This window comes from Promicromonospora aerolata, assembly GCF_042682255.1.
Taxonomy (GTDB): Bacteria; Actinomycetota; Actinomycetes; order Actinomycetales; family Cellulomonadaceae; genus Promicromonospora; species Promicromonospora aerolata.
In genome coordinates this window covers 4,141,602-4,164,120 of sequence record NZ_JBHUHF010000001.1, presented here as the reverse complement: position 1 = coordinate 4,164,120, position 22,519 = coordinate 4,141,602, and the positions used below count along the sequence as shown (strand labels likewise).

General features: G+C 72.0%; 16 protein-coding genes. 5 read left to right on the top strand and 11 right to left on the bottom strand.

All coding sequences use genetic code 11. The features are described from left to right. Window positions 1–16 precede the first annotated feature (16 nt). Both ACFSL2_RS18525 and ACFSL2_RS18520 read right to left on the bottom strand, forming a co-directional pair. Window positions 17–2,341, bottom strand: a complete 2,325-nt coding sequence (locus tag ACFSL2_RS18525; protein WP_377199252.1) for a hypothetical protein — start codon at window positions 2,339–2,341, stop codon at window positions 17–19. After that, window positions 2,338–5,172, bottom strand: coding sequence for an MMPL family transporter (locus ACFSL2_RS18520; RefSeq protein WP_377199251.1), 2,835 nt, complete (start codon window positions 5,170–5,172; stop codon window positions 2,338–2,340). Before ACFSL2_RS18520 ends, ACFSL2_RS18525 begins: the two co-directional genes overlap by 4 nt. Before the next feature lie 127 nt (window positions 5,173–5,299). On the opposite strand from ACFSL2_RS18520, the gene ACFSL2_RS18515 reads away from it, so the two are divergent. Further along, window positions 5,300–5,995 (top strand): TetR/AcrR family transcriptional regulator, encoded by a 696-nt coding sequence (locus ACFSL2_RS18515; RefSeq protein WP_377199250.1) that lies wholly within the window; start codon window positions 5,300–5,302, stop codon window positions 5,993–5,995. Window positions 5,996–6,010: 15 nt separating this feature from the next. On the opposite strand, the gene ACFSL2_RS18510 is transcribed toward ACFSL2_RS18515, so the two are convergent. Together ACFSL2_RS18510 and pgm are read right to left on the bottom strand one after the other, a co-directional pair. Next, window positions 6,011–6,976, bottom strand: coding sequence for a glycoside hydrolase family 6 protein (locus ACFSL2_RS18510; RefSeq protein ID WP_377199249.1), 966 nt, complete (start codon window positions 6,974–6,976; stop codon window positions 6,011–6,013). 183 nt (window positions 6,977–7,159) lie between these two features. Further along, the gene (pgm, locus tag ACFSL2_RS18505; protein ID WP_377199248.1) at window positions 7,160–8,851 is read right to left on the bottom strand and encodes a phosphoglucomutase (alpha-D-glucose-1,6-bisphosphate-dependent); all 1,692 of its coding nucleotides are present in this window, start codon (window positions 8,849–8,851) and stop codon (window positions 7,160–7,162) included. Between the two features lie 74 nt (window positions 8,852–8,925). On the opposite strand from pgm, the gene ACFSL2_RS18500 reads away from it, so the two are divergent. Further along, window positions 8,926–9,261, top strand: a complete 336-nt coding sequence (locus tag ACFSL2_RS18500) for a rhodanese-like domain-containing protein (protein WP_377199247.1) — start codon at window positions 8,926–8,928, stop codon at window positions 9,259–9,261. A 27-nt stretch (window positions 9,262–9,288) separates the two neighbouring features. Here ACFSL2_RS18500 and ACFSL2_RS18495 read toward each other — a convergent pair whose 3' ends face one another. Both ACFSL2_RS18495 and ACFSL2_RS18490 read right to left on the bottom strand, forming a co-directional pair. After that, complete coding sequence (locus ACFSL2_RS18495) at window positions 9,289–10,989, bottom strand: glycoside hydrolase family 10-like protein (protein ID WP_377199246.1); 1,701 nt, start codon at window positions 10,987–10,989, stop codon at window positions 9,289–9,291. 269 nt (window positions 10,990–11,258) lie between these two features. Continuing rightward, window positions 11,259–11,567: a GNAT family N-acetyltransferase gene (locus ACFSL2_RS18490; RefSeq protein WP_377199245.1), complete on the bottom strand. Its 309-nt coding sequence runs from the start codon at window positions 11,565–11,567 to the stop codon at window positions 11,259–11,261. Window positions 11,568–11,777: 210 nt separating this feature from the next. Between ACFSL2_RS18490 and ACFSL2_RS18485 the strand changes: the two genes are divergently transcribed. Together ACFSL2_RS18485 and ACFSL2_RS18480 are read left to right on the top strand one after the other, a co-directional pair. After that, the gene (locus ACFSL2_RS18485; protein WP_377199244.1) at window positions 11,778–12,242 is read left to right on the top strand and encodes an NfeD family protein; all 465 of its coding nucleotides are present in this window, start codon (window positions 11,778–11,780) and stop codon (window positions 12,240–12,242) included. A 94-nt stretch (window positions 12,243–12,336) separates the two neighbouring features. Beyond that, window positions 12,337–13,806 (top strand): flotillin family protein, encoded by a 1,470-nt coding sequence (locus tag ACFSL2_RS18480; protein ID WP_377199243.1) that lies wholly within the window; start codon window positions 12,337–12,339, stop codon window positions 13,804–13,806. Window positions 13,807–13,907: 101 nt separating this feature from the next. Here ACFSL2_RS18480 and ACFSL2_RS18475 read toward each other — a convergent pair whose 3' ends face one another. The 4 genes from ACFSL2_RS18475 to ACFSL2_RS18460 all read right to left on the bottom strand — a co-directional run bounded on the left by ACFSL2_RS18475 (window position 13,908) and on the right by ACFSL2_RS18460 (window position 19,865). Beyond that, window positions 13,908–15,218, bottom strand: a complete 1,311-nt coding sequence (locus tag ACFSL2_RS18475; RefSeq protein ID WP_377199242.1) for an MFS transporter — start codon at window positions 15,216–15,218, stop codon at window positions 13,908–13,910. A 285-nt stretch (window positions 15,219–15,503) separates the two neighbouring features. Then, window positions 15,504–16,769, bottom strand: coding sequence for a hypothetical protein (locus tag ACFSL2_RS18470; protein ID WP_377199241.1), 1,266 nt, complete (start codon window positions 16,767–16,769; stop codon window positions 15,504–15,506). 81 nt (window positions 16,770–16,850) lie between these two features. Then, entirely contained in the window at window positions 16,851–18,434 is a 1,584-nt protein-coding gene (locus tag ACFSL2_RS18465; protein ID WP_377199240.1) for a hypothetical protein, read from the bottom strand. A gap of 225 nt (window positions 18,435–18,659) precedes the next feature. After that, entirely contained in the window at window positions 18,660–19,865 is a 1,206-nt protein-coding gene (locus ACFSL2_RS18460) for a VIT1/CCC1 transporter family protein (protein ID WP_377199239.1), read from the bottom strand. Window positions 19,866–20,008: 143 nt separating this feature from the next. Here ACFSL2_RS18460 and ACFSL2_RS18455 point away from each other — a divergent pair, with 143 nt between their 5' ends. Next, window positions 20,009–20,620 carry a ribonuclease H family protein gene (locus ACFSL2_RS18455; protein WP_377199238.1) on the top strand — a complete coding sequence of 204 codons (612 nt, stop codon included), beginning with the start codon at window positions 20,009–20,011 and terminating at the stop codon, window positions 20,618–20,620. A gap of 99 nt (window positions 20,621–20,719) precedes the next feature. Here the strand turns inward: ACFSL2_RS18455 and ACFSL2_RS18450 are convergent, their stop codons facing one another. Then, window positions 20,720–22,189, bottom strand: a complete 1,470-nt coding sequence (locus tag ACFSL2_RS18450) for a class-II fumarase/aspartase family protein (protein WP_377199237.1) — start codon at window positions 22,187–22,189, stop codon at window positions 20,720–20,722. Window positions 22,190–22,519: the final 330 nt, after the last annotated feature.

Here is a 22,519-nt window from a genome sequence, read left to right as displayed (position 1 = left end):
CCGCAGCCGGCCACGGTCACGCCGTGCGGAGCAGCTCCCCGACCCGGACCGTGCGCTGACGCGCCACCATGATCGTCGTCACGGCGAGACCGGCGATGCCCCACAGAGCCACCGCCGCGATCGCTGTCCCGACGCCGCCGACGCCCGGTTCGATCAGACCGACGAGGCCGTCGAGCGCAGCGCCGACCGGCAGGAACGCCGCCAGCCCTTCGAGCACACCGGGCACCGTCGACACCACTCCTGTCGCGATGACGAGTACCGCGACCAGCAGGCTGATCCCGCGGCCGACATGGCCGAGCGCGGCGGCCAGTGCCTGGTTGGCCGCGACGAAAGCGACGGAGACCAGTGCGCCGAAGCCCATGGCCGCCAGCCAGCCGCCGAGGTCGAGGTCCTCGATCCCGGCCAGCACGGCCCCCGTCGCGAGGCCCGTGACCAGGCCGACGGCCGCCGGGACGGCGAACGTCTCGAGCGTGAGCCGCAGCGCGCCACGGGTCGATCCTCGGGCGTGCAGCGGGACCGGGGAGAAGACGATCATCAGCGCGAGCGCACCGAGCCAGAGCGCCAGCACCGCGAACATCGGGCCGGTCGCGCCGGTGTCGAGGTCCGTGACCGCACTGTCGGTGGCGACCGGGTCGGCCACCACGGAAGCGAGCGACGTGCGCTCCTGCTCGGTGTACGACGGGATCTCCTCGGTCGCCTGTCCCAGACCGTCGGACAGGTCCTCGGCGCCCCCGGCCAGCTCGCCGACACCGTCGGCGAGGCCGTCCACGCCCGTCGCGAGCTGGGTGGTGCCGGCGCCCAGATCACTGACGCCGTCAGCCAGACCGTCGACCCCCGTGGCGAGCCGGCTCGTGCCGGTCGCCAGCTGACCGGCGCCGTTCGCCAGCTCCGTCGCGCCGGACGAGATGCCGCCCGCGCCGTCGGAGAGCTCCCTCGCGCCTGCGGCCAGCTGGATCACGCCGCCAGCCGCCTGGTCAGCTCCGGCCTCCAGCTCGTCGAGGCCGCCGGAGAGCTGGTCCGCGCCGTCGGCCAGTCCCGAGGCTCCGCCAGATACCTGCTCTGCGACGCCGGCGAGCTCGCCGGCACCACCGGCGAGACCGGAGATGCCTGCGGACAGCTGGTGGAGACCGGTCGGTTCTTGACCGGGCGATCCCGCGGTACCTGCGAGACCGGCCATACCTGCGGCGATCTCGTTCAGCCTGTCCTTGTCCGCGCAGATCGCCGTGAGCCGCGGGTCGGCGGTCGGCGCGGCGCACGCCAGCTCGAGGCCGTCGACGAACTCCTGCATTCCGCCCGCAAGAGCCTGCGCATTCTGGGGGATCTGCTCGGCGCCGGCCGCTGTCGCCGCGAGCCCGTCCGCCAGCTCCCGGGTACCGGTCGCGACGCCCGCCGTGCCGGTCGCGAGCTCGTCGGCTCCGGTTGCCAGGTCCGCGGCACCGTCGGCGGACCGGCCTGCGCCGTCAGCCAGCCGGCCGACACCTGCGGCCGCCTGGTCCGCGCCCGCCGCCCACTGGTCCGCACCTGCCGCCCACTGCCCGGCCCCACCGGCCAGGCTGCTCACCCCGTCGCCGACCCCGGCCACGCCGACGGCGGTCTGGTGCGCGCCGTCAGCCAGCTCCTGCGCACCCTCGCCCGCGTCGGTCGCCCCGTTCGCCAGCTCACCGGCGCCGTTCGCCAGCTCCTGCGCGCCCTTGCCCGCCTCGGTCGCTCCGTCGGCGAGCTGGTCGGCGCCGTCGGCGGCCTTGCCCAGCTCCTCCGAGAGAGTGGAGAAGCCGACGAGCACGTTGTCCACGTAGGTCTCGGTCAGGGTGCTGCCGAGTACCCCGGTAGCGGTCTGCGCCACCACCTGCGCGAGGGCGTCGTCGAGCACGCGACCGTTCGCGGGCGTCGCGACGTCGATGGTGGCCTGCCGCGCCTTCGCCGGGTCGTCGCCGCCGAACGACGTCGCCGCGGCGGAGAATCCCTCCGGGATGGTCACGACAGCCGCGTACGTGCCGTCGGCGAGGCCGTCGGCCGCGCCTGCCTCGTCGGTGATCTGCCAGTCGTAGCTCGCGTCGGAGGCGGGGACCGCCGCCGCCTCACCGGCCGCGGCGTCCGCCGTCTCACCGCCGCTCACCAGTCCGGCGGCGAGCTGGCGGCCCAGCGGCACCGTCTGCCCGTCGACCTTGACCGGCTCGTCGAGGTTGACGATCGCCGCCTTGACGGTGTCGAGCCGGTCCTGGGGGTTCCAGAGTGCCGAGATCAGCAGCCCCAGGATCATCAGCGGAAGGAGCGCCACGGCCAGGGCGCGCCACGGGTTGCGGAACGGCTCGGGCCGCAGCCATCTCGTTGCGGTGCTCATGCCCGCACCTCCTGCTCGGTCATGTCTGATAGCTGGTCAGGTTCTGTCGTGCGGAGTCCGGTGCGGGCACCCGGGCTCACGTCCAGCTCCGGGGTGCCGGACGGCGCCAGGTCGGTCGCGGCCGGACCCGTCGAGCCGAGCAGAACGGCGACACCCGCGTCCTGCGCACCCGCCACTGCCCGTGCCAGTGCGGCCCGTGCGGCGAAGTCGCCCACCATCTCGGTGGCGTCCACGACGAGCACGCGCGGCTTGTCCCGCAGTGCCCGGCGGACGGCCTCAGCGGGACGCCCGCCCTCGTCCGCCGCGTCGACGAGAGCCACCCGGTGCCGCACGGACGACGCCCGCTCGGGCAGCACGAACCCGGCGGTCTTCGCCACACCGCCCGTCACGTCCAGCCGGCCGGCGACGGCCAGCAGGAACCCGCTGACCGGTGCGGTGGAGTCGCCGCGGACGAGCAGCAGGCCGCCGTCGGGCACCCGCACGCTCACCGGACCGACCACCAGGCCGGACCGGCCACGCACCTCGAGGGCTCCGGTGGCCACCGCGTCGGTCGCGCCGGGCTCCGGCCAGTCCGCGAGCGACAGCTCTCGGGCCAGGCCCTCGCCCTCCACGTCGAAGGACGGCAGCGCCCTGTCGAGCCACTTCGGCATGTACCAGGCTTTCTCCCCCAGCAGGGCGAGCACCGCCGGGACGAAGATCATGCGCACGATGAACGCGTCCACGGCCACCCCGACGGCGAGGCCGAGCGCGATCGGTTTGAGGTTCATGTCGCCGTGCGGGACGAACGCCACGAAGACCGCGATCATGATGACCGCCGCGGCGGTCACGACCTTGGCCGACCCCTGGAACCCGGTGGTGATGGCGTGCTTGGCGCTGCCACCGTGGACGTAGTCCTCGCGCATGCGGGACACGAGGAACACCTCGTAGTCCATCGCGAGCCCGAACAGGATGCCCATGAGCACGATCGGCATGAAGCTGATGACCGGTCCCGTACGGGTCACGTTGAGCGCCTCGGCGAACACACCGTGCTCGAACACGAGCGAGACCACGCCGAACGCCGCACCCACGGACAGCAGGTAGCCGACCGTCGCCTTGATCGGCACCGCGATCGAGCGGAACACCATCGTGAGCAGGATCAGCGACAGGCCCACGACGACAAGGGCGAACGGCAGCAGCGCGTCGCCGAGCTTGTCCGACACGTCGATACCGACGGCGGTGAAGCCGGTGACGGAGAGGTCCACGCCGTACTCGTCGAGGAAGTGGTCGTGCTGGGACCGGATCTCGCGGACCAGGTCCTCCGTCTGGGCGGACGTCGGACCACCTTCGGGCACCACCTGGATGATGCCGGTGTCCGCGGACTGGTTCGGCGTCGCGAGCGGCACGTCGGCCACACCCGGCAGGTCGGCGATCTCGTCGCCGATCTCGTTCATGAGGCCCACCGGGTCGGTGCTCGTCACGATCGATCCGGTGACGATCAGCGGGCCGTTGAAGCCGTCGCCGAAGTGCTCCGACACGAGGTCGTACGTGACGCGGGCCGGGTCGTCCTCCTCCATCACACCGGCGTCCGGGAGCGCGAGGCGCAGGTCCAGCGCGGGGTAGCTGAGGGCGCCCATCGCAGCGATGACGAGCACGACGGTCAGCGCCGGGACCCTGGTCACCGCACGGACCCACCCGGAGAAGAACCGGTTGGGCCTCGGTTCGGGCGAGGCCGCGACGGGGGTGCGGCGGCGGGTGGTCTCGGGGTCCGCGGCCGCCTGCTCGGCGGTCCTGGCCTCCTGCGCCGCGGCGCGACGGGCGCGGCGCGACGGCTTGGGTCGCAGGCGCTCCCCCGCGAACCCGAGCAGCGCCGGCAGCAGCGTGAGCGAGACGAGCACCGTGATGCCCACGGTCACCGCCGCCGCGACGCCCATGATGGTGAGGAACGGGATGCCCGCGACACCCAGCCCGACGAGCGCGATCATCACCGTGAGGCCCGCGAACACGACCGCGGAACCTGCCGTCGCGGTCGCCCGCGCGATCGACTCGTGCACGTCGAGCCCGGTACCGAGCTGCTCCCGGTGCCTGGACACGATGAACAGGGCGTAGTCGATGCCGACCGCCAGGCCGAGCATCACCGCCAGCATCGGCGTCGTGGAGTTGATCGGGCCGAGCGCGGTCGCGGCGAACAGCAGCCCCATCGAGGCGCCGACGCCGAGGAGCGCGTTGATCAGCGGCAGGCCGGCCGCCACGAGGGAGCCGAGCGTCAGGACGAGCACCACGAGCGCGACCAGCAGGCCGACCCCCTCGGTGAGCGTCATCTCCGGGAACTTCGAGGAGAAGAGCTGGCCGCCCAGGTGTGCGTCGGCGCCCTCGGGCAGCGCTTGCGCGAGAGCCTCGGCCTCGACGCCCAGCGCCTCCTTGGTCTCCTCGGTGATGGAGCCCTGGTCACCGTCCAGCTGGATCGTGAGGAGCGTGGCGCGCTCGTCGTCGGACACCGACGCCGGCATCTGCTCGTCGAACGGCGAGGTGACGGCGGCGACCTGCGAGACGTCGCCGATCGCCTCGACGCCGTCGGTGATCGCGGCGCGCAGGGGCTCGTCCTTGACGGACGCGCCCTCGGGCGCCACCACGATCACCTGCGCCGAGGCGCCGCTGACCTCCGGGAAGGTCGCGGCGAGGCGGTCGAGCGCCTCCTGGGACTCGGTGCCCGGGATGGACACCTGGTTGTCGAGACCTTGCTGCAGCAGGCCGGCCGCACCGCCCACCAGGACGAGTGCCACGACCCAGATGGCCACGACGAGCCGGCGAGCGCGTACGGCCCAGCGGCCGAGCGAGTAGAGAACGGAGGACACGCACACTCCTGGACGAGGCGGGGTACGACGAGGGGACGTTCGATGCACCACTGTATCCGATACATGAGTGCATCCAATACAGGGATGTATTGATAGACTGGCCGCCTGCCATCCCAAGGAGTTTTCTGTGACCTCTGAGCACGCCACCGACGTCGGCTCCGGGTCGTCCGTCGAACGCGAGCTCGCCGCGGCGCTCACCCCCCGACGTGAACGAACCCGCGAGCGCCTGCTCGACGCCGCCTTCACCGTCTTCGCGCACCACGGCATCCGTGGCGCGTCCATCGAGGCAGTGTGCGAGGCCGCCGGGTTCACCCGCGGCGCCTTCTACTCGAACTTCAGCAGCAAGGAGGAGCTGTTCCTCGCGCTCGCCGAGCGGGCGATGCGGCAGCAGCTCGCCTCGCTGGAGTCCATCGGCAAGGAGCTCGAGCCGGACATCGTCCGCGGCGGCTGCGTGGATCACGACGCGATCCGCACCATCCTCTCGGTGGTGGTGACCGATCCCGGCGACGCCAGGCAGTGGGCGCTGATGCGAGCCGAGCTGGAGCTGCTCGCGATGCGCGACCCGGCGGTCGGCCGGCCGTTCCTGGCACAGGAGGAGATGCTCCGCACCGAGGTCGGCGCCGCGATCGAGCGCATCCTCGCGGACCTCGGTCTGCGGTTCACCGTGGACCAGCGCACGGCCGTCGACCTCCTGCTGAGCGTCTACGAGTCGTCGGCCCGGTCCGCGGTGGTGGCGAACCCCACGGCGGAGGACGGCGATGCCGCCCCCGACACCGCCGTCCTGAGCGGGCTGGTCAACCTGTTGGTGACGACCGCCGACTGACCCTGGGACCGCCTGTCACCAGTGTGCGTTGGCTGCCAGCTCCAGTGCGATCTCCTGCCACCACTGGCCGGCGGCGGGGCCTCCGTTGCACGCGCCGTCCGACTCACCCGGGAGCTTGACCCACAGCAGTGCGTCGAGCGACGTCGCGTCGTCGACGAGCCGGGGCCGCTCCCCCAGCGCGCGACCGCGCGGGTTGCACCACTGCCTGTTGGAGCCGTTGCCGTTACGTGAGGTGTCGATCACGTACGGCCGTCCGCCCACCTGCGACGACACCTGCTCGGCATACGCCTGGGTGTCGGCGGTCGTCTGATAGTTCGAGGTGTTGAGCGCGAACCCGACGGCGTCGGTGAAGCCGATCAGCTCCAGCCGCCGCGCGGCCTCGCTCGCGCCCAGCCACCCCGAGTGCCCGGCGTCGAGGTAGACGCGGGCGCCGGCGTCGGTCAGGGCGGCCGCCGCGTACCGGAGGTAGCCGACCCGGTTGCCCTGCCCGTCGCAGTCACCGAGCTGGGCCAGCGCGTCGGGTTCGAGAACCACTATCGGGCTGCCCTCGATGCCGGTCGCCACGGTGTCGACCCACCGCGCGTACTCGCTCTGCGGCACTCCGCCGCCCGAGTGGTTGCCGCAGTCGCGGCCCGGGATCGCGTACACCGTCAGGACGCCGGTCTGCCCGGCGGCAGCGGCACGGCCCGTGTAGTCCGCCACCTCGTCGCGCGAGCGGGCCGCGTCCGCCCAGCCACCCACCCAGTACGACTGCGGGGTCAGGGCGATCTTCGCGAGCAGGTCCTTGTCCCGGCCGGCCGCAGCCGCCCAGGCGGCATGGGCCTGCGTGGTGGGATCCACGTAGAGGCTCGACGCAGCGGGTGCCGCCAGGCTGGTCACTCCTGCCGTGGCGCTCTGCGACATCGCGATGGTGCCGGTGGTCAGGAGTGCGAGGGCTGCGGCCAGGGCCGCCGTTCGGGTGCGACGTCGTACGCGAGGCATGGCGCTCTCCGTTCAGTCGGGTTCACCTCGGCCGGGCCGGCCGAGGCGTACCCGCGTGACGCTAGGAAGAACACCGGGGACCGGGAACCCCGCGAAACGTTTAGGCACGGTTGGGGGTGCACGACCCTTGCGGCCGGGCCGGCCGAGAGGGGTCCCGACCGGCCCGGCAGGCGTGGGTACCGCTCAGGCGAGAGCCTCGTCGACCAGTGTCTTCGCGGCCTCCTGCACCTCGGTGAGGTGCTCGGCGGACACGAAGGACTCCGCATAGATCTTGTAGACGTCCTCGGTGCCGCTCGGCCGCGCGGCGAACCAGGCGTCCGCCGTCGTCACCTTGAGACCACCGATCTTCGCACCGTTGCCCGGCGCCTCCGTGAGCTTCGCCGTGATGGGCTGCCCCGCGAGCGTGGTGGAGGTGACGTCCGCCGGTGCCAGCGCACCGAGGCGTGCCTTCTGCTCCCGGGTCGCCGCGGCGTCGACGCGGGCGTACCAGCTCTCGCCGTAGCGCTCGACCTGCGCGGCGTGGTGCTCGGCCGGCGACCTCCCCGTGGTCGCCATCACCTCCGAGGCGAGCAGCGCGAGCAGGATCCCGTCCTTGTCCGTGGACCAGACGCGGCCGTCCTTGCGCAGGAACGACGCACCCGCCGACTCCTCGCCGCCGAACCCGACCTCGCCGGAGAGCAGGCCGGGGACGAACCACTTGAAGCCGACCGGTACCTCCAGGAGGCGCCGGTCCAGCCCGCCGGCCACCCGGTCGATGAGCGCGGACGAGACGAGCGTCTTGCCGATCGCGGCGCCGGTGGGCCAGCTCGGCCGGTTGCCGCCGTACAGGTACTCGATGGCCACCGCGAGGAAGTGGTTGGGGTTCATGAGGCCGTCGGCCGTGACGATGCCGTGCCGGTCCGAGTCGGCGTCGTTGCCCGTGGCGATGTCGAAGGGCGCCGGAGCGCCGGGCCCTCCCCCGGTCATCCGCTCCACCAGGGACGCCATCGCGTACGGCGAGCTGCAGTCCATCCGGATCTTGCCGTCCCAGTCGAGCGTCATGAACGCCCAGCGGGGGTCGACCCGCGGGTTCACCACGGTGAGGTCGAGGTCGTACCGGTCGGCGATCTCACCCCAATACTCGACCGACGCCCCGCCCAGGGGGTCGGCGCCGATCCGCACGCCGGACGCCCGGATGATCTCGAGGTCCAGCACGTTCGCGAGGTCGTCCACATAGGTGGACAGGAAGTCGTGCCGGTGCGTCCGGTCGGAGCCCAGCGCATCGTCCAGCGACACCCGCCGCACGTGCCCGACGCCCGTACGAAGGAGCTCGTTGGCCCGTTCGGCGATCCACCCCGTCGCGGCGGAGTCCGCGGGACCACCGTGCGGGGGGTTGTACTTGAACCCGCCGTCGCGCGGCGGGTTGTGCGACGGCGTCACGACGATCCCGTCCGCCAGCCCGGCGCCGGGCGCCGCGAGACCAGGCGTCCCCTCGGCGAACCGGGTCTGGTTGTGCAGCAGGATCGACTGGCTGACTGCGGGGGTCGGCGTCCAGGAGTCGCGAGCGTCGACCATGACGTCGACATCGGCCGCCGCGAGCACCTCCAGCGCCGTCTGCCACGCCGGGCGGGACAGCGCGTGCGTGTCCCTGCCGATGAACAGCGGGCCGTCCGTGCCCTGGCCACGCCGGTACTCCACGATCGCGGCGGTGATCGCGACGATGTGGGCCTCGTTGAAGGCGTGGTCCAGGCTCGACCCGCGGTGGCCGGACGTACCGAAGGCAACCTGCTGGCCAGGGTCGTCGGGGTCTGGGGAGAGGTCGTAGTAGGCGCCGACCACCTGGTCGACGTCGATCAGGTCGCTGGGCTGGGCGGGGGTTCCGGCACGCGCATCCATGCAGGCGATACTGCCAGGTACCGGGCACGTCCGTCGCGACCGGAGCGCTCGGGGCGCCGTCGTAGGCTGGTGGCATGTTCCCGCCGATGCTGCCCGAGGTCCCCTCGGTCCACCCCAGCGAGCTCGACCCGACAGCTCCCGTACCCGACGGTTCCCTCCTGCTCGACGTGCGCGAGCAGGACGAGTGGGACGCCGGCCACGCCCCGGGCGCCGTGCACATCCCGCTGGGCGACCTGCCCGCGCGCTACGAGGAGCTGGACGCCGACTCGCCGGTCCTCGTCATGTGTCATTCCGGCGGACGCTCGGCGCGTGCCACGCAATGGCTCAACGACGCCGTGGGCCTCGAGGCGAAGAACCTCGACGGCGGCATCATCGCCTGGCAGGGCGCCGGGCTTCCCGTCGAGCGCTGAGACACTCGGGCCGCACCCCGGCGCCGCCTACGCGGTGGTGCGCGGCTGGCTCGGGTCGGTCTCGTTCCACACCCGGTCCAGCGCCGTGACCGCGTAGGTGTAGTGCGTGCCCGCCTCGGCCGAGGTGTCGACCCACGACTGGACACGTCCGCCCGCCGAGCGGAACGTGCCCACGAGGTTCGCCGGGTCGTTCGTGTCCACGAAGTCCACGGTTCCGGGCACGCGGTACACCGCGAACGACGTCGCCCGGGCAGCCTTGGTGCCGATGTCCGCCACGTGCACCCGGACGCCGTCGCGCACCCGGCGCGCGTTCGCGAGGACCGGCGTGACCACCGGATCGGCCGGCAGGTGCGGCATCGGCGGCACCAGCGCCGGGTACTGGTAGTGGTCCTCGACGACCTTCGACATACCGCCCTGCGCATCGATGGGGAGGTGCTTCGCCGAGTAGTAGACGTTGCCGTGGATCGGCCCGACGTCGCGGCTGACCTCACGGCACAGGTCGAGGTGGTTCGTGAGCTCCTCCCGATCGGTGAAGACCCCGCTCGTCATCTTGTACAGGGCCTCACCGACGTAGAGCTGCGTGCCGGACTGCGCCGCGACCTCCGCCCACCACGGGACGAGGGCCGCGTAGTCGGCGACCGCGAGCCCGATCTGCCAGTAGATCTGCGGGTTGATGTAGTCGAGCCAGCCCTCCAGCACCCACTTGCGGGTGTCGGCGAACTGGTCGTCGTACGACTCGGAGCCACCGGTGTCCGACCCGAGCGGGTCGGTGCCGGCGTTGCGCCAGATGCCGAACGGGCTGATCCCGAACTTCACCCAGGGCTTGGTCTCCTTGATGCGGACGCTCATGGTCTCGACGAACCGGTCCACGTTCCCGCGGCGCCAGTCCTCGATCGTGTCGAAGCCCGCACCGTACTGCTCGTAGGTTCCGGCGTCCGGCAGCACCTGACCGGACACGGGGTACGGGTAGAAGTAGTCGTCGAAGTGCACACCGTCGATGTCGTAGTTCTCGACGGCATGCAGGATCGCCTGCTGGATGTGCTCCCGCGCCTCGGGGATGCCCGGGTCGAAGTAGAGCTTGCCGCCGTACGCCCACACCCAGTCCGGGTGCTGCCGTGCCGGGTGGTCCTCGACGAGCTGCCCCGGGTCGGTCTGCATCGACACGCGGTACGGGTTGAACCAGGCGTGCAGCTCGATGTTGCGCTTGTGCGCCTCGGCCACCATGAACGCGAGCGGGTCGTAGCCCGGGTCCTGGCCCTGCGTCCCGGTCAGATACTGGGACCACGGCTCGTACGGGCTCGCGTAGAAGGCGTCGGCCGTGGGCCGCACCTGCACGAACACCGCGTTGAGCCGGTTCTCCTCCGCGACGTCCAGCCAGTGCAGGAACTCGGCCTGCTGGGTGGCGGCGTCGAGCCCGCTCGTCGACGGCCAGTCGATGTTGACCACCGAGGCGATCCACATGGCCCGCAGCTCGCGCTTGAGGTCGGCGCCCGACGAGGGCGGCGGCGTGGCGTTGCCGGTCATGGCCGGTGCGCCGAGGGCCGTCGCCGGGTCGAGGGCGGCGATCGTGACGCTGATCGCCGCCGCGGCGGTGCCCGCCGTCGCCATGGTGAGAAACTCGCGGCGGCCGAACCCCGTGGTCAGGCCCGACAGCCTGGCCGGTGGATGCGACGTGGTGCGCGCGTAAGCGGGCTTGGGTGTCGCCTCATGGCTGGCGGGCTGCCTCACGTGCTTGACCTCCGGTACTGGCTGCTGGGGGTTGGTGCCGTGGTGCTCTCTGTTGTGTTGCTACGTTGGCCGGCGCCGGTCCGGAACACTGAGGTGACGAACAATGCCACCGGGCGACGCCGTGGGGAAACTCTCGCACATGTCGCTTCGGATGTGAAGTTTGCAGTGCGATCGAGATTGCGAAACTTACTTTCACGCCTGGAACGCGCGGTGCCCCACCCCTGAAGCAGCTACGACGTGCAGGAACGGCAGCCGCCTCGCTCCCGCACTCACGCCTTCGGGGCGTCCCGCAACAGGTCGTCGTACTCGGGCGAGTGCTTCTGCACGTACGAGCGGATGAAGGGGCACAGCGGCACGACGGTGCCACCGGTCTCGCGCACCGTGCCGAGCGCGACCTTCGCGAGCCGTCCCGCCAGACCCTGGCCGGCGTACTCGTCGAACACCTCCGTGTGCACGAAGACGACGGCCCCGGCGTCCGTCTCGTAGGCGGCGAAGCCGGCCAGGGTGCCGTCGACGCTCACCTCGAAGCGTGACCTGTCGGGGTTGTCGGTCACTGTCACCTGCGGTTCATCGGTCATGCGCACCATCGTGGGCCCTCCGAGCAGCCGCCTGCCACCCTGGCACGCCGCCCGCACCCACCCGGGCCCCCTCGCCGCGAGCCGGACGCTCCGGCGCCAGTCGGCGGCACGCCGACGGGGCCGCACATTCACCCGTGTACCACCGGGATGGCAAGCGTCTTCCTGATACGTTGCATCCGACTTTTCCGAATCTTCACGAACGGACCCGGGATGCTCGTCTTCATCATCATCGGTCTGGTCGGGCTCGCGCTCGCCGTCGCCTCCCTCGTGTTCGGCGACTTCCTCGACCTCGCTGACGGCGCCCTCTCGGGCACCTCGCTCGGCGCGGGAGGGATGCTGTTCGGCGCGACCGGCATGGTGGTGCTGTCCGCCGGCCTCGAGCCATGGGTCGCCTACCCGGCGGGCCTCGTGGTGGGCGTCCTGGTGATCCTCCTCGTCAACGTGCTGCTCAAGCGCCTCCGGGCCGGCGACGACGGCACGCCCGTCTCCCTCGTCGGCGCGCAGGGCTCCGTCACGTCCGATGTCGACACCGGCCACGGTGAGGTGTCGCTCGACGCCGCCACCGAGCTCGAGACCCGGCTCGCCTTCTCCGACGAGCCCATCGGACAGGGCACACGGATCGTCGTCGTCGAGCAGCACGGGGCGCGCGTGAAGGTGGAGCCCGTGCCGCGCTGAGCGGTCCCGGCGTCAGCATCTCCCCATCCCCGCACCACCACAGATCCGGCCGGGACCGTCCGCGTGCCTGGCCACCGCAACCCCAGGAGCCGACATGGAACTGACCGGTCAACTAGTGGGCATCATCGCCGCCGTGGCAGCGGCGCTCGCGATCTTCCTCGTGCTCGCGTTCGTCGCGAGCCGCATCCGGCGCGTGCCGCCGAACGAGGCCCTGATCATCGTGGGCCGTGGCGCAGGGAGGTCCGAGGCCCAGCTGTCGAGCCAGCGCGTCGTCGTGGGCGGCCGAGCCTTCGTGTGGCCGGTGCTGCAGCAGGGCTTTGCGATCTCGTTGGAGCAGCGCCAGATCGGCATCACCGTCGAGGGTGTCGACAAGAACCGCATAAAGATCGCGATCAAGGCGTCGATCAACTTCAAGGTGCGCGGCGACGAGGAGGGCGTCCGACGGGCGGCCCAGCGCTTCCTGTCCCAGCAGCACCTGCTGACCGAGATCATCAAGGAGTCCCTCGAGGGCTCGCTGCGGTCGATCGTCGGCGACATGACGATCGAGCAGATCATCTCGGACCGCAAGGGCCTGTCCGACCGCGTGGTCCAGTCCACCAAGACCGACCTCTCCGAGCAGGGCCTCCAGGTCGACCTGCTCAACATCTCCGACATCTCGACGCCGGGCTCGGACTACCTCGCGAACCTCGGTCGCGCCGAGGCCGCCAACGCCCGCCAGCTCGCCGAGGTCTCCGAGGCCGAGGCCAACCGGGCGTCCGAGTTCGCCGTGATCGAGGCCGCCGAGCAGATCGCCGAGCGCAAGAAGGCGCTCGACCTGAAGCAGGCCACCATCAAGGCCGTGACGGACAAGGCGAACGCCGAGGCGGAGGCGGCCGGCCAGCTCGCCCGCGCCGAGCAGGACCGGCTCGTGGCCCAGCAGGAGCGCGAGGCCATGGCCGAGAAGGCGCGCGTGGAGCAGGAGCGGCTCGACATCGAGGTCCGCAAGCCTGCCGAGGCCCAGGCCTACGCGGAGGTCCAGAACGCCAACGCCCGCCGCGACGCCGAGAACGCGGCCACCGAGGCCGAGGCCTTCAAGCGCACCACGATCGCCCAGGCGAACAAGACGGCGGCGCTGCAGGACGCCGAGGCGTCCGCCGAGTCGGTGCGCCGCGCCGGTGAGGCGGAGCGGGACAAGCAGGTGGCGCTCGCCGCAGGTATCGAGGCAGAGGGCCGCGCGCGGGCAGCCGCCGTCGAGGCGGAGGGCCTCGCCGAGGCCGCCACCATCGACGCCAAGGCCGAGGCACTGCGCAAGTACGGCGAGGCCGCCCTGGTGCAGGAGCTCATCGAGCGGATGCCGGACATCGTCCGCGCCGCCGCCGAGCCCATGGCCTCGATCCAGGGGATGACCGTGATCTCGACCGACGGCGCCTCCGCCGTCACGAAGAACGTGGCATCCGTGATCGGTGAGGGCCAGGGCGTCATCAAGCAGCTCACCGGCGTCGACATCAACCAGCTGATCTCGAACCTCGCCGGCCCGCAGAACGGTGAGGGATCCGCCCCCACAGAGGCCGCGGAAAAGAACTGACCCTCCGCCAAACCGTTGAGTGCTGGCTATTTGTGGGATCGGAACGTTTCGAGCCCACAGATAGCCAGCACTCAACGGTTTGGGAGTCAGGGGTTTGGGAGTCAGGGGGTCGGGTGCCGTGCGTCGTACTGCCAGAACCGTGGTGTGAGCCGCACGATGAGCCAGAGCAGCACCAGGCACAGCAGACCGCCGACGACGGCCGCCCAACCCTCACCGACCCAGGTCGCCTCGGCGCCCAGGACCATCTCCCCGAGGCGCGGCCCGCCGGCCACCACCACGATGAAGACACCCTGCAGGCGCCCGCGCATGTGGTCGGGCGTCGCGGTCTGCAGGATGCTCTGCCGGAACACCGACGAGATGCTGTCGGAGCCGCCCGCGAACGCGAGCGCGATCCCCGCCGCGACGACGGCCCAGACGATCGGCCCGTCCGGTGAGCCCCGGCCCACGAGGACGAGGACGAGTCCGAAGAGGACGATCGACAGTCCCCACGCGGTGATCGCCCAGATGATCACCTGCCCCTGCCGGCGCATGCGCGTCAGCCCGCCGGAGAACACGCTCGCGAGGATGCCGCCGACGGCGAAGGCGGCGGCGAGCACGCCGGTCGTCGTCTCACCGCCACCGAGGTAGACGACGCCCGCGGCGGGCCACAGCACGCGCGGGAACGACAGGACCATGGCGCAGATGTCGACGAGGAACGTGGTGCGCACGTTGGGCTGGGTGGCGAGGTAGCGCAGGCCGTCCACGACGGACCGGAGCCCGGCGGTGCGTGCCCGGCCCCTGCCGTCCAGGCGGACGACGTCGTCCCCCGAGCTCTCGGGCGGTATCGGCGGCAACCGGAAGACCGCCCAGAGGGCTGCGAGGAACAGCACCATGTCGAGCGTGTACGCCCCGGCGTAGCCGAGCTGGGCCACCAGCAGGGCGCCGATCAGCGGTCCGCCAGTCATCGCGACGTTCATGGAGAGCGTCGTCAGCGCGTTGGCCGCCGGCATGAGCTCCTTGGGCAGCAGGCGCGGGATGATCGCCGACCGGGCCGGGTTGTTGATCGCGAACGCCGCGCTCTGCACGGCAACGAGGCCGTACAGCAGGGGCACCGATTCCAGGCCGAGCCAGGCCTGCGCGGCGATGGCGGCCACGACCACCCACAGGACGGCGGACGACACGAGCGACACCTTGCGCCGGTCGTAGTGGTCCACGAGCGCCCCGCCGTACAGGCCGAGGGCGACCAGGGGGACCAGCGTGAAGAGCCCGAGCAGGCCCACCGCGAGCGTCGACCCGGTCAGCGCGTAGACCTGCAGGCCCACCGCCACGATGGTCACCTGCGTGCCGATGTTCGAGATCGACAGGCCGAACCAGAGGCGCCGGTAGTCGGCAGACACCCTCAGTGGCGTGGTGTCGGCGAGGAAGCGGCGCATGGTGCTCCGATCGTAGGCCTCGGCCGACACCCGGCCGGGCGGCCCGGATGTGAAGTGCACCTCGGAACATGACAGAGCGGGCGCTCAGGACACCCCCCGATGTCCCGAGCTCCCGCTCTGTTCTGTCCCGGTCCGCGGGCCGGGGCGCCCCCCAGCGGCGCCCCGACCTACGAACCTGCCGACCCGGACGGGATCGGCCCTCGTCCGTGAGTCACCTTGATGGCTCACGAACGCGAACCGCGCCCGGATCGTTTGTCGACCGGTAAGACGTGGTCAAGCCACGTCCTACCGGCGACGCGTTCGGAGCGCCGCGATCCCCAGCCCCAGAAGGAGCGAGACCAGCGAGAGCTGCCCCGTGATCATGTGGCCCTTGTCGGGGAGGGCTGCCTCGGGCACGATCCGCTGGGCCGCCTCCACCTCCGTCTCGGGCTCGGTCAGTGTGCGGTGCGCGTATTCGCTCGCACCGCCGGTCGGGATGGTTCCGGCCCCGGACGTCGGAACCGGGCCGCCCGTCTCACTCCAGGTGAGGTCGACGCCCCCGGCGGGAGTGTCCCGGTCGGCCACGAGCTCGGCTGCGGGCTCTGCCGCGGACCCGGCGACGCGGTCCTCGTCGGTGGCCGCCAGGGAGCGGTCGGTGTCCGAGGCGTCTCTGCTGGACCAGCCCGCAGCGAAGCCTGCTCCCGTCGACCAGGAGCCTGCTCCACCGGACAGTCCGGCCCCCGGGTATCCGGTGCGCGGCCCGGTGGCGCCTGGCTCGGCGCGGCCAGCACGGTCGGCTGCCGGATCGCCCTGGCCAGTACGGTCGGCGCGCGGACCGGCATCGTGATCGCCCGTGCCCGGACGATCCCGTCCGGCGCCTGTACCGGAACGGCCAGTTCCCGGGCGGTCGGATTCAGGTCGGTCAGATCCGGGTCGGTCAGCGCCAGGTTCACCGGCTCCGGGATCGTTCGTGCCCGGCTCGTCGGTGCTGGGCTCGTCGGTTCCCGGCGCCTCGGGTCGAGGCTCGACGGGGCCGGGCTCGACAGGACCAGGCTCGACAGGACCGGGCTCGACAGGGCCGGGCGCCTCAGGCTCGGGATCGCCAAGGTCAGGAGGGTCAATGGTTCCGGGACCGTCGGTGCCGGGTACAGGGCTGGGTGCTACGGGCCCGGGCTCCACGGGGCCGCCTGACGAGGCGCCGGTCAGCAGATCGTCGACCAGGCCGTCCTCGCCCAACGTCCCGTCGACCACGCCGGCGACGTCGGCGTCCAGCAGGGACCGCACGACCCCGCTGGAGCCGACGAGGTCACCCACCAGGCCTGCTTCTCCGCCCGGGTGACCGGCGTCATCGCCGGGCACGGCGGCGTCGACTCCCGTGCCTGCCGGGGACGCGCCCTCGACCGCGCCGAGGGCGCCGCGCTCCGCGGGCGCTTCCTCGGTCGTGTCGGTGGTCCCCTGAGTGACCGGATCCGAAGGACCTTCCGCTGCGGCGTGCGCAGCGGAAGCACCGACGGCCATGAGGCCGCCTGCAACAAGTGCCGTGTACAGCACCCGTCGGAAGTTTCTGTCCATGGGTCTCTCCTTGCCTGACGTGGAGCCGACGGCAGATGCACCGTCGGGAGGTGCCGCACGCGAAGGCGCGGCCCAGCCAGGTCAGGCAGGAGAGACAGGGATATCCGTGTAGCTGCTCGACAGCTTGCCGCGGGCCTCGTCGGTCGCCACGCGCCACGTGCGGGCCTGGAGGACGAGCAGCGCGGAGAGCACCGCGAGGACGTCGCCGCCCAGCACCTTCAGCTGCGGTGCACCGCCGCCCAGGAGGCCGCCGGTGGCGGCTGCCGCGTGCCCGGTACCACCAGCGGCGAACGGAAGGCCCGCGCCACCCGCGTGCACGACGCCGGCCGTCGCGACGCTCAGGGCGGGCGCGAGGTCCGCTGCGGTGGCGCCCTCGGCGACGCTCACCCGCAGCGGGTCGTGCAGCGCGGACGGGGTCACCCCGGAGGTCCAGGCTACGACTGCGACGTCACCGTGAGCCTGCAGCGCTCCCGGGTACGTCTGCTCGGTGTTCCCGGCCGGCGCCGGGACAGCTGGGTTCGGTCCGCTCGACGTCGCGAGCTCCGGCGCGAGGACACCCGGCGCCAGAACGCCGGGCAGCAGGACGCCGGACACCGGGGCGAGCGGCGCCGTGACCGGGTTCAGGGCCCCGGTGACCGGAACGAGCGCGCCGCCCACAGGAGCGACCGCCTCACCGACCGGTTCCAGGACCGGCGCGAGCGCATCCGTGACGGGCGCGGTGGCGGGTTCGAGCACCTGCACGATGGGCGTGGTCAGGCCGCCCACGGCGTCGGTCAGCGGCGAGACCAGGCCGACGACAGGTGCCAGCAGACCGCCGGTCACCGGGGCGAGCGGCGTCGCCGCCGACTCGAGCACCGGGGCGAGCGGGGAGGCGACCTGCCCGACCAGACCCGTGACCGGTGCCAACAGCCCGCCCAGGGGCTCGGCCACCGGCTTCACTGCTCCGCCGGCCTGCTCGGTGACGGGCTCGAGGACCGGGTCCGAGACCTGCTCGACAACCTCGGTGGCGTGGGCGACCGGCTTCTCGGTGAGCTGCGTGACCGCCTCGCCCACCGGCTCGGTCACCGCCGTACGGACCGGCTCGGTCACCGGCTGCACCAGACCGCCGGAGACGAGCTCCACCGCACCCTCGACGGTCGTGCCGATCGGATCGGCCACCTGCCCGGCCGGTTCAGCGGCCGGCTCGGCAGCAAGCTCGGCGGCGGGCTCCGTGGCGGGTTCCGCGGCCGGCTCGGCGGTGGGTTCCGCGGCCGGCTCGGCGGCGGGCGCCGCGGCCGCGCTCGACCGCGCAGGCTGTCCGGCTACCAGGTCCGGTCCGGTGTCCGTCGGTGCGGTGTCCGTCGGTGCGGTCGGCCGGGTCGGCGTCGGCGCCGCGGCTACGGGCTCCGCAGCCACCGGGACGTCGTCCGTCGTCACCGGCTCCGGCGGCTCCGCCGCGCGGCCGGTCAGTCCGAGCAGGTCGGTGGTGCGATCGACGGTCTGCGCCGTCGCCCCCACCGGGTCACCGAGGACGGTGCCGAGCGGGCCGCGCTCGGCGGCACCCGACGGGGCCGCCAGCGTGACGCCGAGGGCCAGTCCCGCCGCGCCCAGCGCGACGGTTCCTAGGGCACGCGTGACGGCGCGACGGAGGTGGGCCCCCGTGCTCGTCAGCGCGTCCTTGGACATCGGTTCTCCCGCTCTCGGACCTCTCGGAGGTCACCAGCAGACATGCATACACATTTAATCTGCTCGGGGACCCGCTGATCGGCAACCGCACACCTGCGGTTTGCGGATCGGGGATTTTGTGCTCAGTACAACGACATGTCGGAACAGGCGCACTATCTCGGTCATCTCGGGAGCAACCAGCCGCTCCCATGCCGGAGTAACGGCCTATGGGTGAACTGTCCTACTTCACCCGACCGTCGCCCCGAAAACGAGGCCGAGCACGTAGGTGACACCTGCCGCACCCAGGCCGATGCCAAGCTGGCGCAGTGCCCTGGTGAGCGGCGAGGTACCCGACAGCAGCCCGACGACGGCACCCGTCACCAGCAGCGCGAGCCCGACAAGCGCGGTGGCGACGACCACTGCGGCGAGGCCGTCGAGACCGAGCAGGTACGGCAGCACCGGCACCACGGCGCCCGACGCGAAGAAGCAGAAGGACGAGACCGCCGCGCCCCACGCGGTCCCGTGCGTCTCGAGATCGTCGGTCTCGGCCCCGGACTCCTCGGCGCGTCCGTGGGCCGGCGCCTCCTGCACCCGCAGCAGCGGGCCCTGGTGCTCGACGGGAGTGACCGCCAGGCGGGCGAGCACGGCGTCGGCGTGCGCCGTCGCGTCGTCGACGCTCATCCCCCTGGCGCGGTACACGAGCGCGAGCTCGTTCGCGTCGACGTCCAGGTCCGGAAGTGCCGCCCCGGCCTCGGGCGACGGGGACGACGCCTCGAGCAGCTCGCGCTGCGACCGCACGGACACGAACTCCCCGGCGCCCATGGAGAGCGCACCCGCGAGGAGCCCCGCGAGCCCGGACAGCAGCACGGTGCTCGTCGCCACACCCGATGCCCCGATGCCGAGCACGAGCGCGAGGTTCGACACGAGCCCGTCGTTCGCACCGAACACCGCGGCGCGGAACGTGCCGGACAGCCGATTCCGCCCCCTGGTCGCCAGGGCGCGCACCACCTCTTCGTGGATCTGCTCGTCGGCCGCCATGGTCACGGTGGCGTCGGCGTCGTGCGCGTACGACGACCTGGCCTCGGCGCGCTGTGCCAGCGCCAGCACGAACACGCCGCCGAAGCGGCGGGCGAGGAAGCCGAGCGCGCGGGTGCGGAGGTCGCCACGCACGGGAGCGCCGACGTCGGGGCCCAGGAGGTCGAGCCAGTGCGACTCGTGCCTCTTCTCCGCGCGCGCGAGCGCGAGCAGGATCTCGCGCTCCTCACCGGTGCGCCGCCCGGCGAGGTCGCGATAGACCGCAGCCTCGGCTCGCTCGTCCGCGAGCAGCCGGCGCCACCGCCTGATGTCGGCACGGGTCCGACGGCGGGCCGGGTGCAGCTCCTGGGCCCGCTCGGCGGGCGTGGGTGTGCGGTCGGACGGACGTCGGGCCGGGTCGGAGGGTGTGTGAGGCACTACGCCATCATGCCCACGGATCGGACGACGTGGGTTTCGTGGCTCCCGGGCTCGAGGTTCGCCCTGCCGAACTCTCGGCCTGGCAGGTCCGAAGGTGCCGTTCCCCGGCCTGCCGTACGGATTCGCGGGCAGAAGGATGCACAATGGACGCCGTGATCATCGTCAGCACGCACGGGTCGGCCGCACCCGGCGGCGCGATCGGATGGGCGTGGATCAACCACGCGGGTGGCCAGTTCGACTCGGGCGGCGCTGCCCGGGGCAACGACCAGGTGGCCGCACTCTCGGCCTTGCTGCGCGCGATCGAGGCCCACCCCGGTGACGAGCCGCTGCTCGTGGAGTCCGGCTCCCAGTACGCCATCCGGTCCGTGTCCGAGTGGTCCGAAGGATGGAAGCGCAACGGCTGGCGCTCTCCGTCCGGCGACCTCGTGCCGAACCTGGACCTGGTACAGAGCATCGACCGCACCGTCGCGGAACGCACCGGCCCCGTCCGGTTCCACTGGGTACGCGGGCACGTGGGCAACCCGTACAACGAGCGGGTCGACCAGCTCGCCGGCTTCGCCGCCGAGGAATGGGACGCGGGACGGGGCGGCGTCGGCGAGATGCTCGTCCCCGACGCCGGGATGATTCCCGACGCCGAGCTGCGCGGCGCCGGCTTCATCGCCGAGGTGCCCGAGACCCGTGCGCCGGTGACGCCTCCGGCCCCGGTCGGCACCTCGGCCGGGCGGACCTGGGTGTCGGAGACGTTGTTCGACTGACGGTCGTTCGAACCAAGATCAAGCGAGACGGACTGCGGCCCTGACTCGACGTACCTGGTACGGCGAGTCAGGGCCGCAGTCCTCGTTCCAGGAGCCGGCTTACAGACCGAGGAGGAGCAGCTCCTCAGCGGTACGTGCCTCCGGGGCGACCCGCCCGGTGACCGGGTCGGCGTCGTCGGCGTCGTCGCCCTTGGTGGCCCCCTCCCGGACGAAGAGCGGCACGGGCTCGGCCGTGCGAGCGCTGAACTCGAGCCGGTCCGCGACCCCACGGGCGTGCTGCGCCATCTCGTGCGCGATGGTGACGCTCTCGCCCAGGTAGGCGCTCGGGTCGATCAGACGACGGATCTCGTCGCCGCCGAGGTACGCGCTGACCGTCGTGTTCGCCAGCAGCAGGTCGAGGAACGGCGTGTCGCCCACGGCCGACTCCTGCGCCACCTCGTACACCACCTCGTGCGCCTTCTGCCGGCCGATGCGCTCGCCCAGCTCCATCATGAGCGACTCGGAACCGATAAGCCCCTCGCTCAGGGCCAGGTTGGCGCGCATCCGCTGCTCGTCCAGCTCCAGCCCGTCGAGGATGACGTCGAGCCGGGTCAGGATGTCGCCGCCGAGCACGGTGGCGCGCTTGACCGTCTCCTCCAGGAGGTCGGTCATGCCACCGTTGGCCTCGTGGTCGTGCTGCATCGACTCGAGCGCCGGTGCGGCGAGCGCGCGGAGCTGGGCACTCATCGACAGCAGGTCGAGGGCGAGCTGCGGGTTGCGCTTGTGCGGCATGGTCGAGCTGCCGACCGTCCCGTCGGGGATGGGTTCGAACGCCTCGCCGAACTCGGGCTGCATCATCGAGTAGATGTCCTTGCCGATCTTGCCGGCGGTGCCGGCAACCTGGCCGAGGACGAGCACCAGCTCGACGATGCCGTCGTTGATCGCGCGCGACGGCACCGGCATGGTGCCCAGCCCGAGATGGCCCGCCACCCGCCGCTCGACGTCGCGCCCGGCCGGCCCGAACGAGGCGAAGGTGCCCACGGCGCCGCCCATGAGCACCCGGAACAGCCGGTCCTCGAGACGCTCGAGCCGGTCGGTGTGCGCGGTCAGCTCGTCGATCCAGACGGCGACCTTGAAGCCGAACGTGACCGGCACCGCGTGCTGGCTGTGCGTGCGGCCTGCCATCGGCACCGCCGCCGACGCGTCCGCCAGCTTCGACATACCGCGCAGCACCTTGGCGAGCAGATCCTTGACGGCGCGGTGCGCGTCGCGCAGCACGAGCACGTCGGCCGTCTGGGTGATGTTCTGCGTCGTGGCACCCCAGTGCACCCACCCGCCGTGCTCGCGCCCCACCACACGGGCGAACTCCTCGATGAGCGGCATCAGCGGGTGGCTCGCCGACACCGTCTCGGCCGCCACCCGGACGAGGTCCAGCTTCTCGATCTGTGCCGCCTGGGCGATCGCCTCGCCCGCCGGCTCCGGAATGAGGCCGACCTCGGCCTCGGCCAGTGCGAGCGCGGCCTCGACGTCGAGCCTCGCCTGGAACCGGTTCTCGACGCTGAAGAGGTGCGCGATGCCGGCGTCGGGCACGCGTCCGTCCGTGAAGTGTCGAATCGATTCGCTGTACATTCCTGGGTTCCCCACTCAGTTTTCGTCGTCGTCCGTGACCGCACGTGCCCTGACAGACCAGTCCCTGACGTGGGGTCGACCTGTCGGCGATCTCGCCTCTCCACGTGGCGCCGGCCGCCGCGGGACCTGCCCGCCTGCCTCGCCGAACGCACCACGGCCGCTGCCGGACGCACCGGACCGCGGTTCCGAATGGTGGAGAAGATGCCTTGTCCAGGTTAGCGGAACTGTTTCAGGAATGTAACGCGGGCGCGGTCCGCCGCACGCAAGGAGCCCGGCCGCGCGCGCCATCCA

Coding starts and splice junctions, on each gene's coding strand:
- ACFSL2_RS18510 (WP_377199249.1), bottom strand. CDS start 6,976: ATGCCTCGCGTACGACGTCGCACCCGAACGGCGGCCCTGGCCGCAGCC.
- ACFSL2_RS18455 (WP_377199238.1), top strand. CDS start 20,009: ATGGACGCCGTGATCATCGTCAGCACGCACGGGTCGGCCGCACCCGGC.
- ACFSL2_RS18485 (WP_377199244.1), top strand. CDS start 11,778: ATGCTCGTCTTCATCATCATCGGTCTGGTCGGGCTCGCGCTCGCCGTC.
- ACFSL2_RS18525 (WP_377199252.1), bottom strand. CDS start 2,341: ATGAGCACCGCAACGAGATGGCTGCGGCCCGAGCCGTTCCGCAACCCG.
- ACFSL2_RS18500 (WP_377199247.1), top strand. CDS start 8,926: ATGTTCCCGCCGATGCTGCCCGAGGTCCCCTCGGTCCACCCCAGCGAG.
- ACFSL2_RS18465 (WP_377199240.1), bottom strand. CDS start 18,434: ATGTCCAAGGACGCGCTGACGAGCACGGGGGCCCACCTCCGTCGCGCC.
- pgm (WP_377199248.1), bottom strand. CDS start 8,851: ATGGATGCGCGTGCCGGAACCCCCGCCCAGCCCAGCGACCTGATCGAC.
- ACFSL2_RS18470 (WP_377199241.1), bottom strand. CDS start 16,769: ATGGACAGAAACTTCCGACGGGTGCTGTACACGGCACTTGTTGCAGGC.
- ACFSL2_RS18475 (WP_377199242.1), bottom strand. CDS start 15,218: ATGCGCCGCTTCCTCGCCGACACCACGCCACTGAGGGTGTCTGCCGAC.
- ACFSL2_RS18490 (WP_377199245.1), bottom strand. CDS start 11,567: ATGACCGATGAACCGCAGGTGACAGTGACCGACAACCCCGACAGGTCA.
- ACFSL2_RS18480 (WP_377199243.1), top strand. CDS start 12,337: ATGGAACTGACCGGTCAACTAGTGGGCATCATCGCCGCCGTGGCAGCG.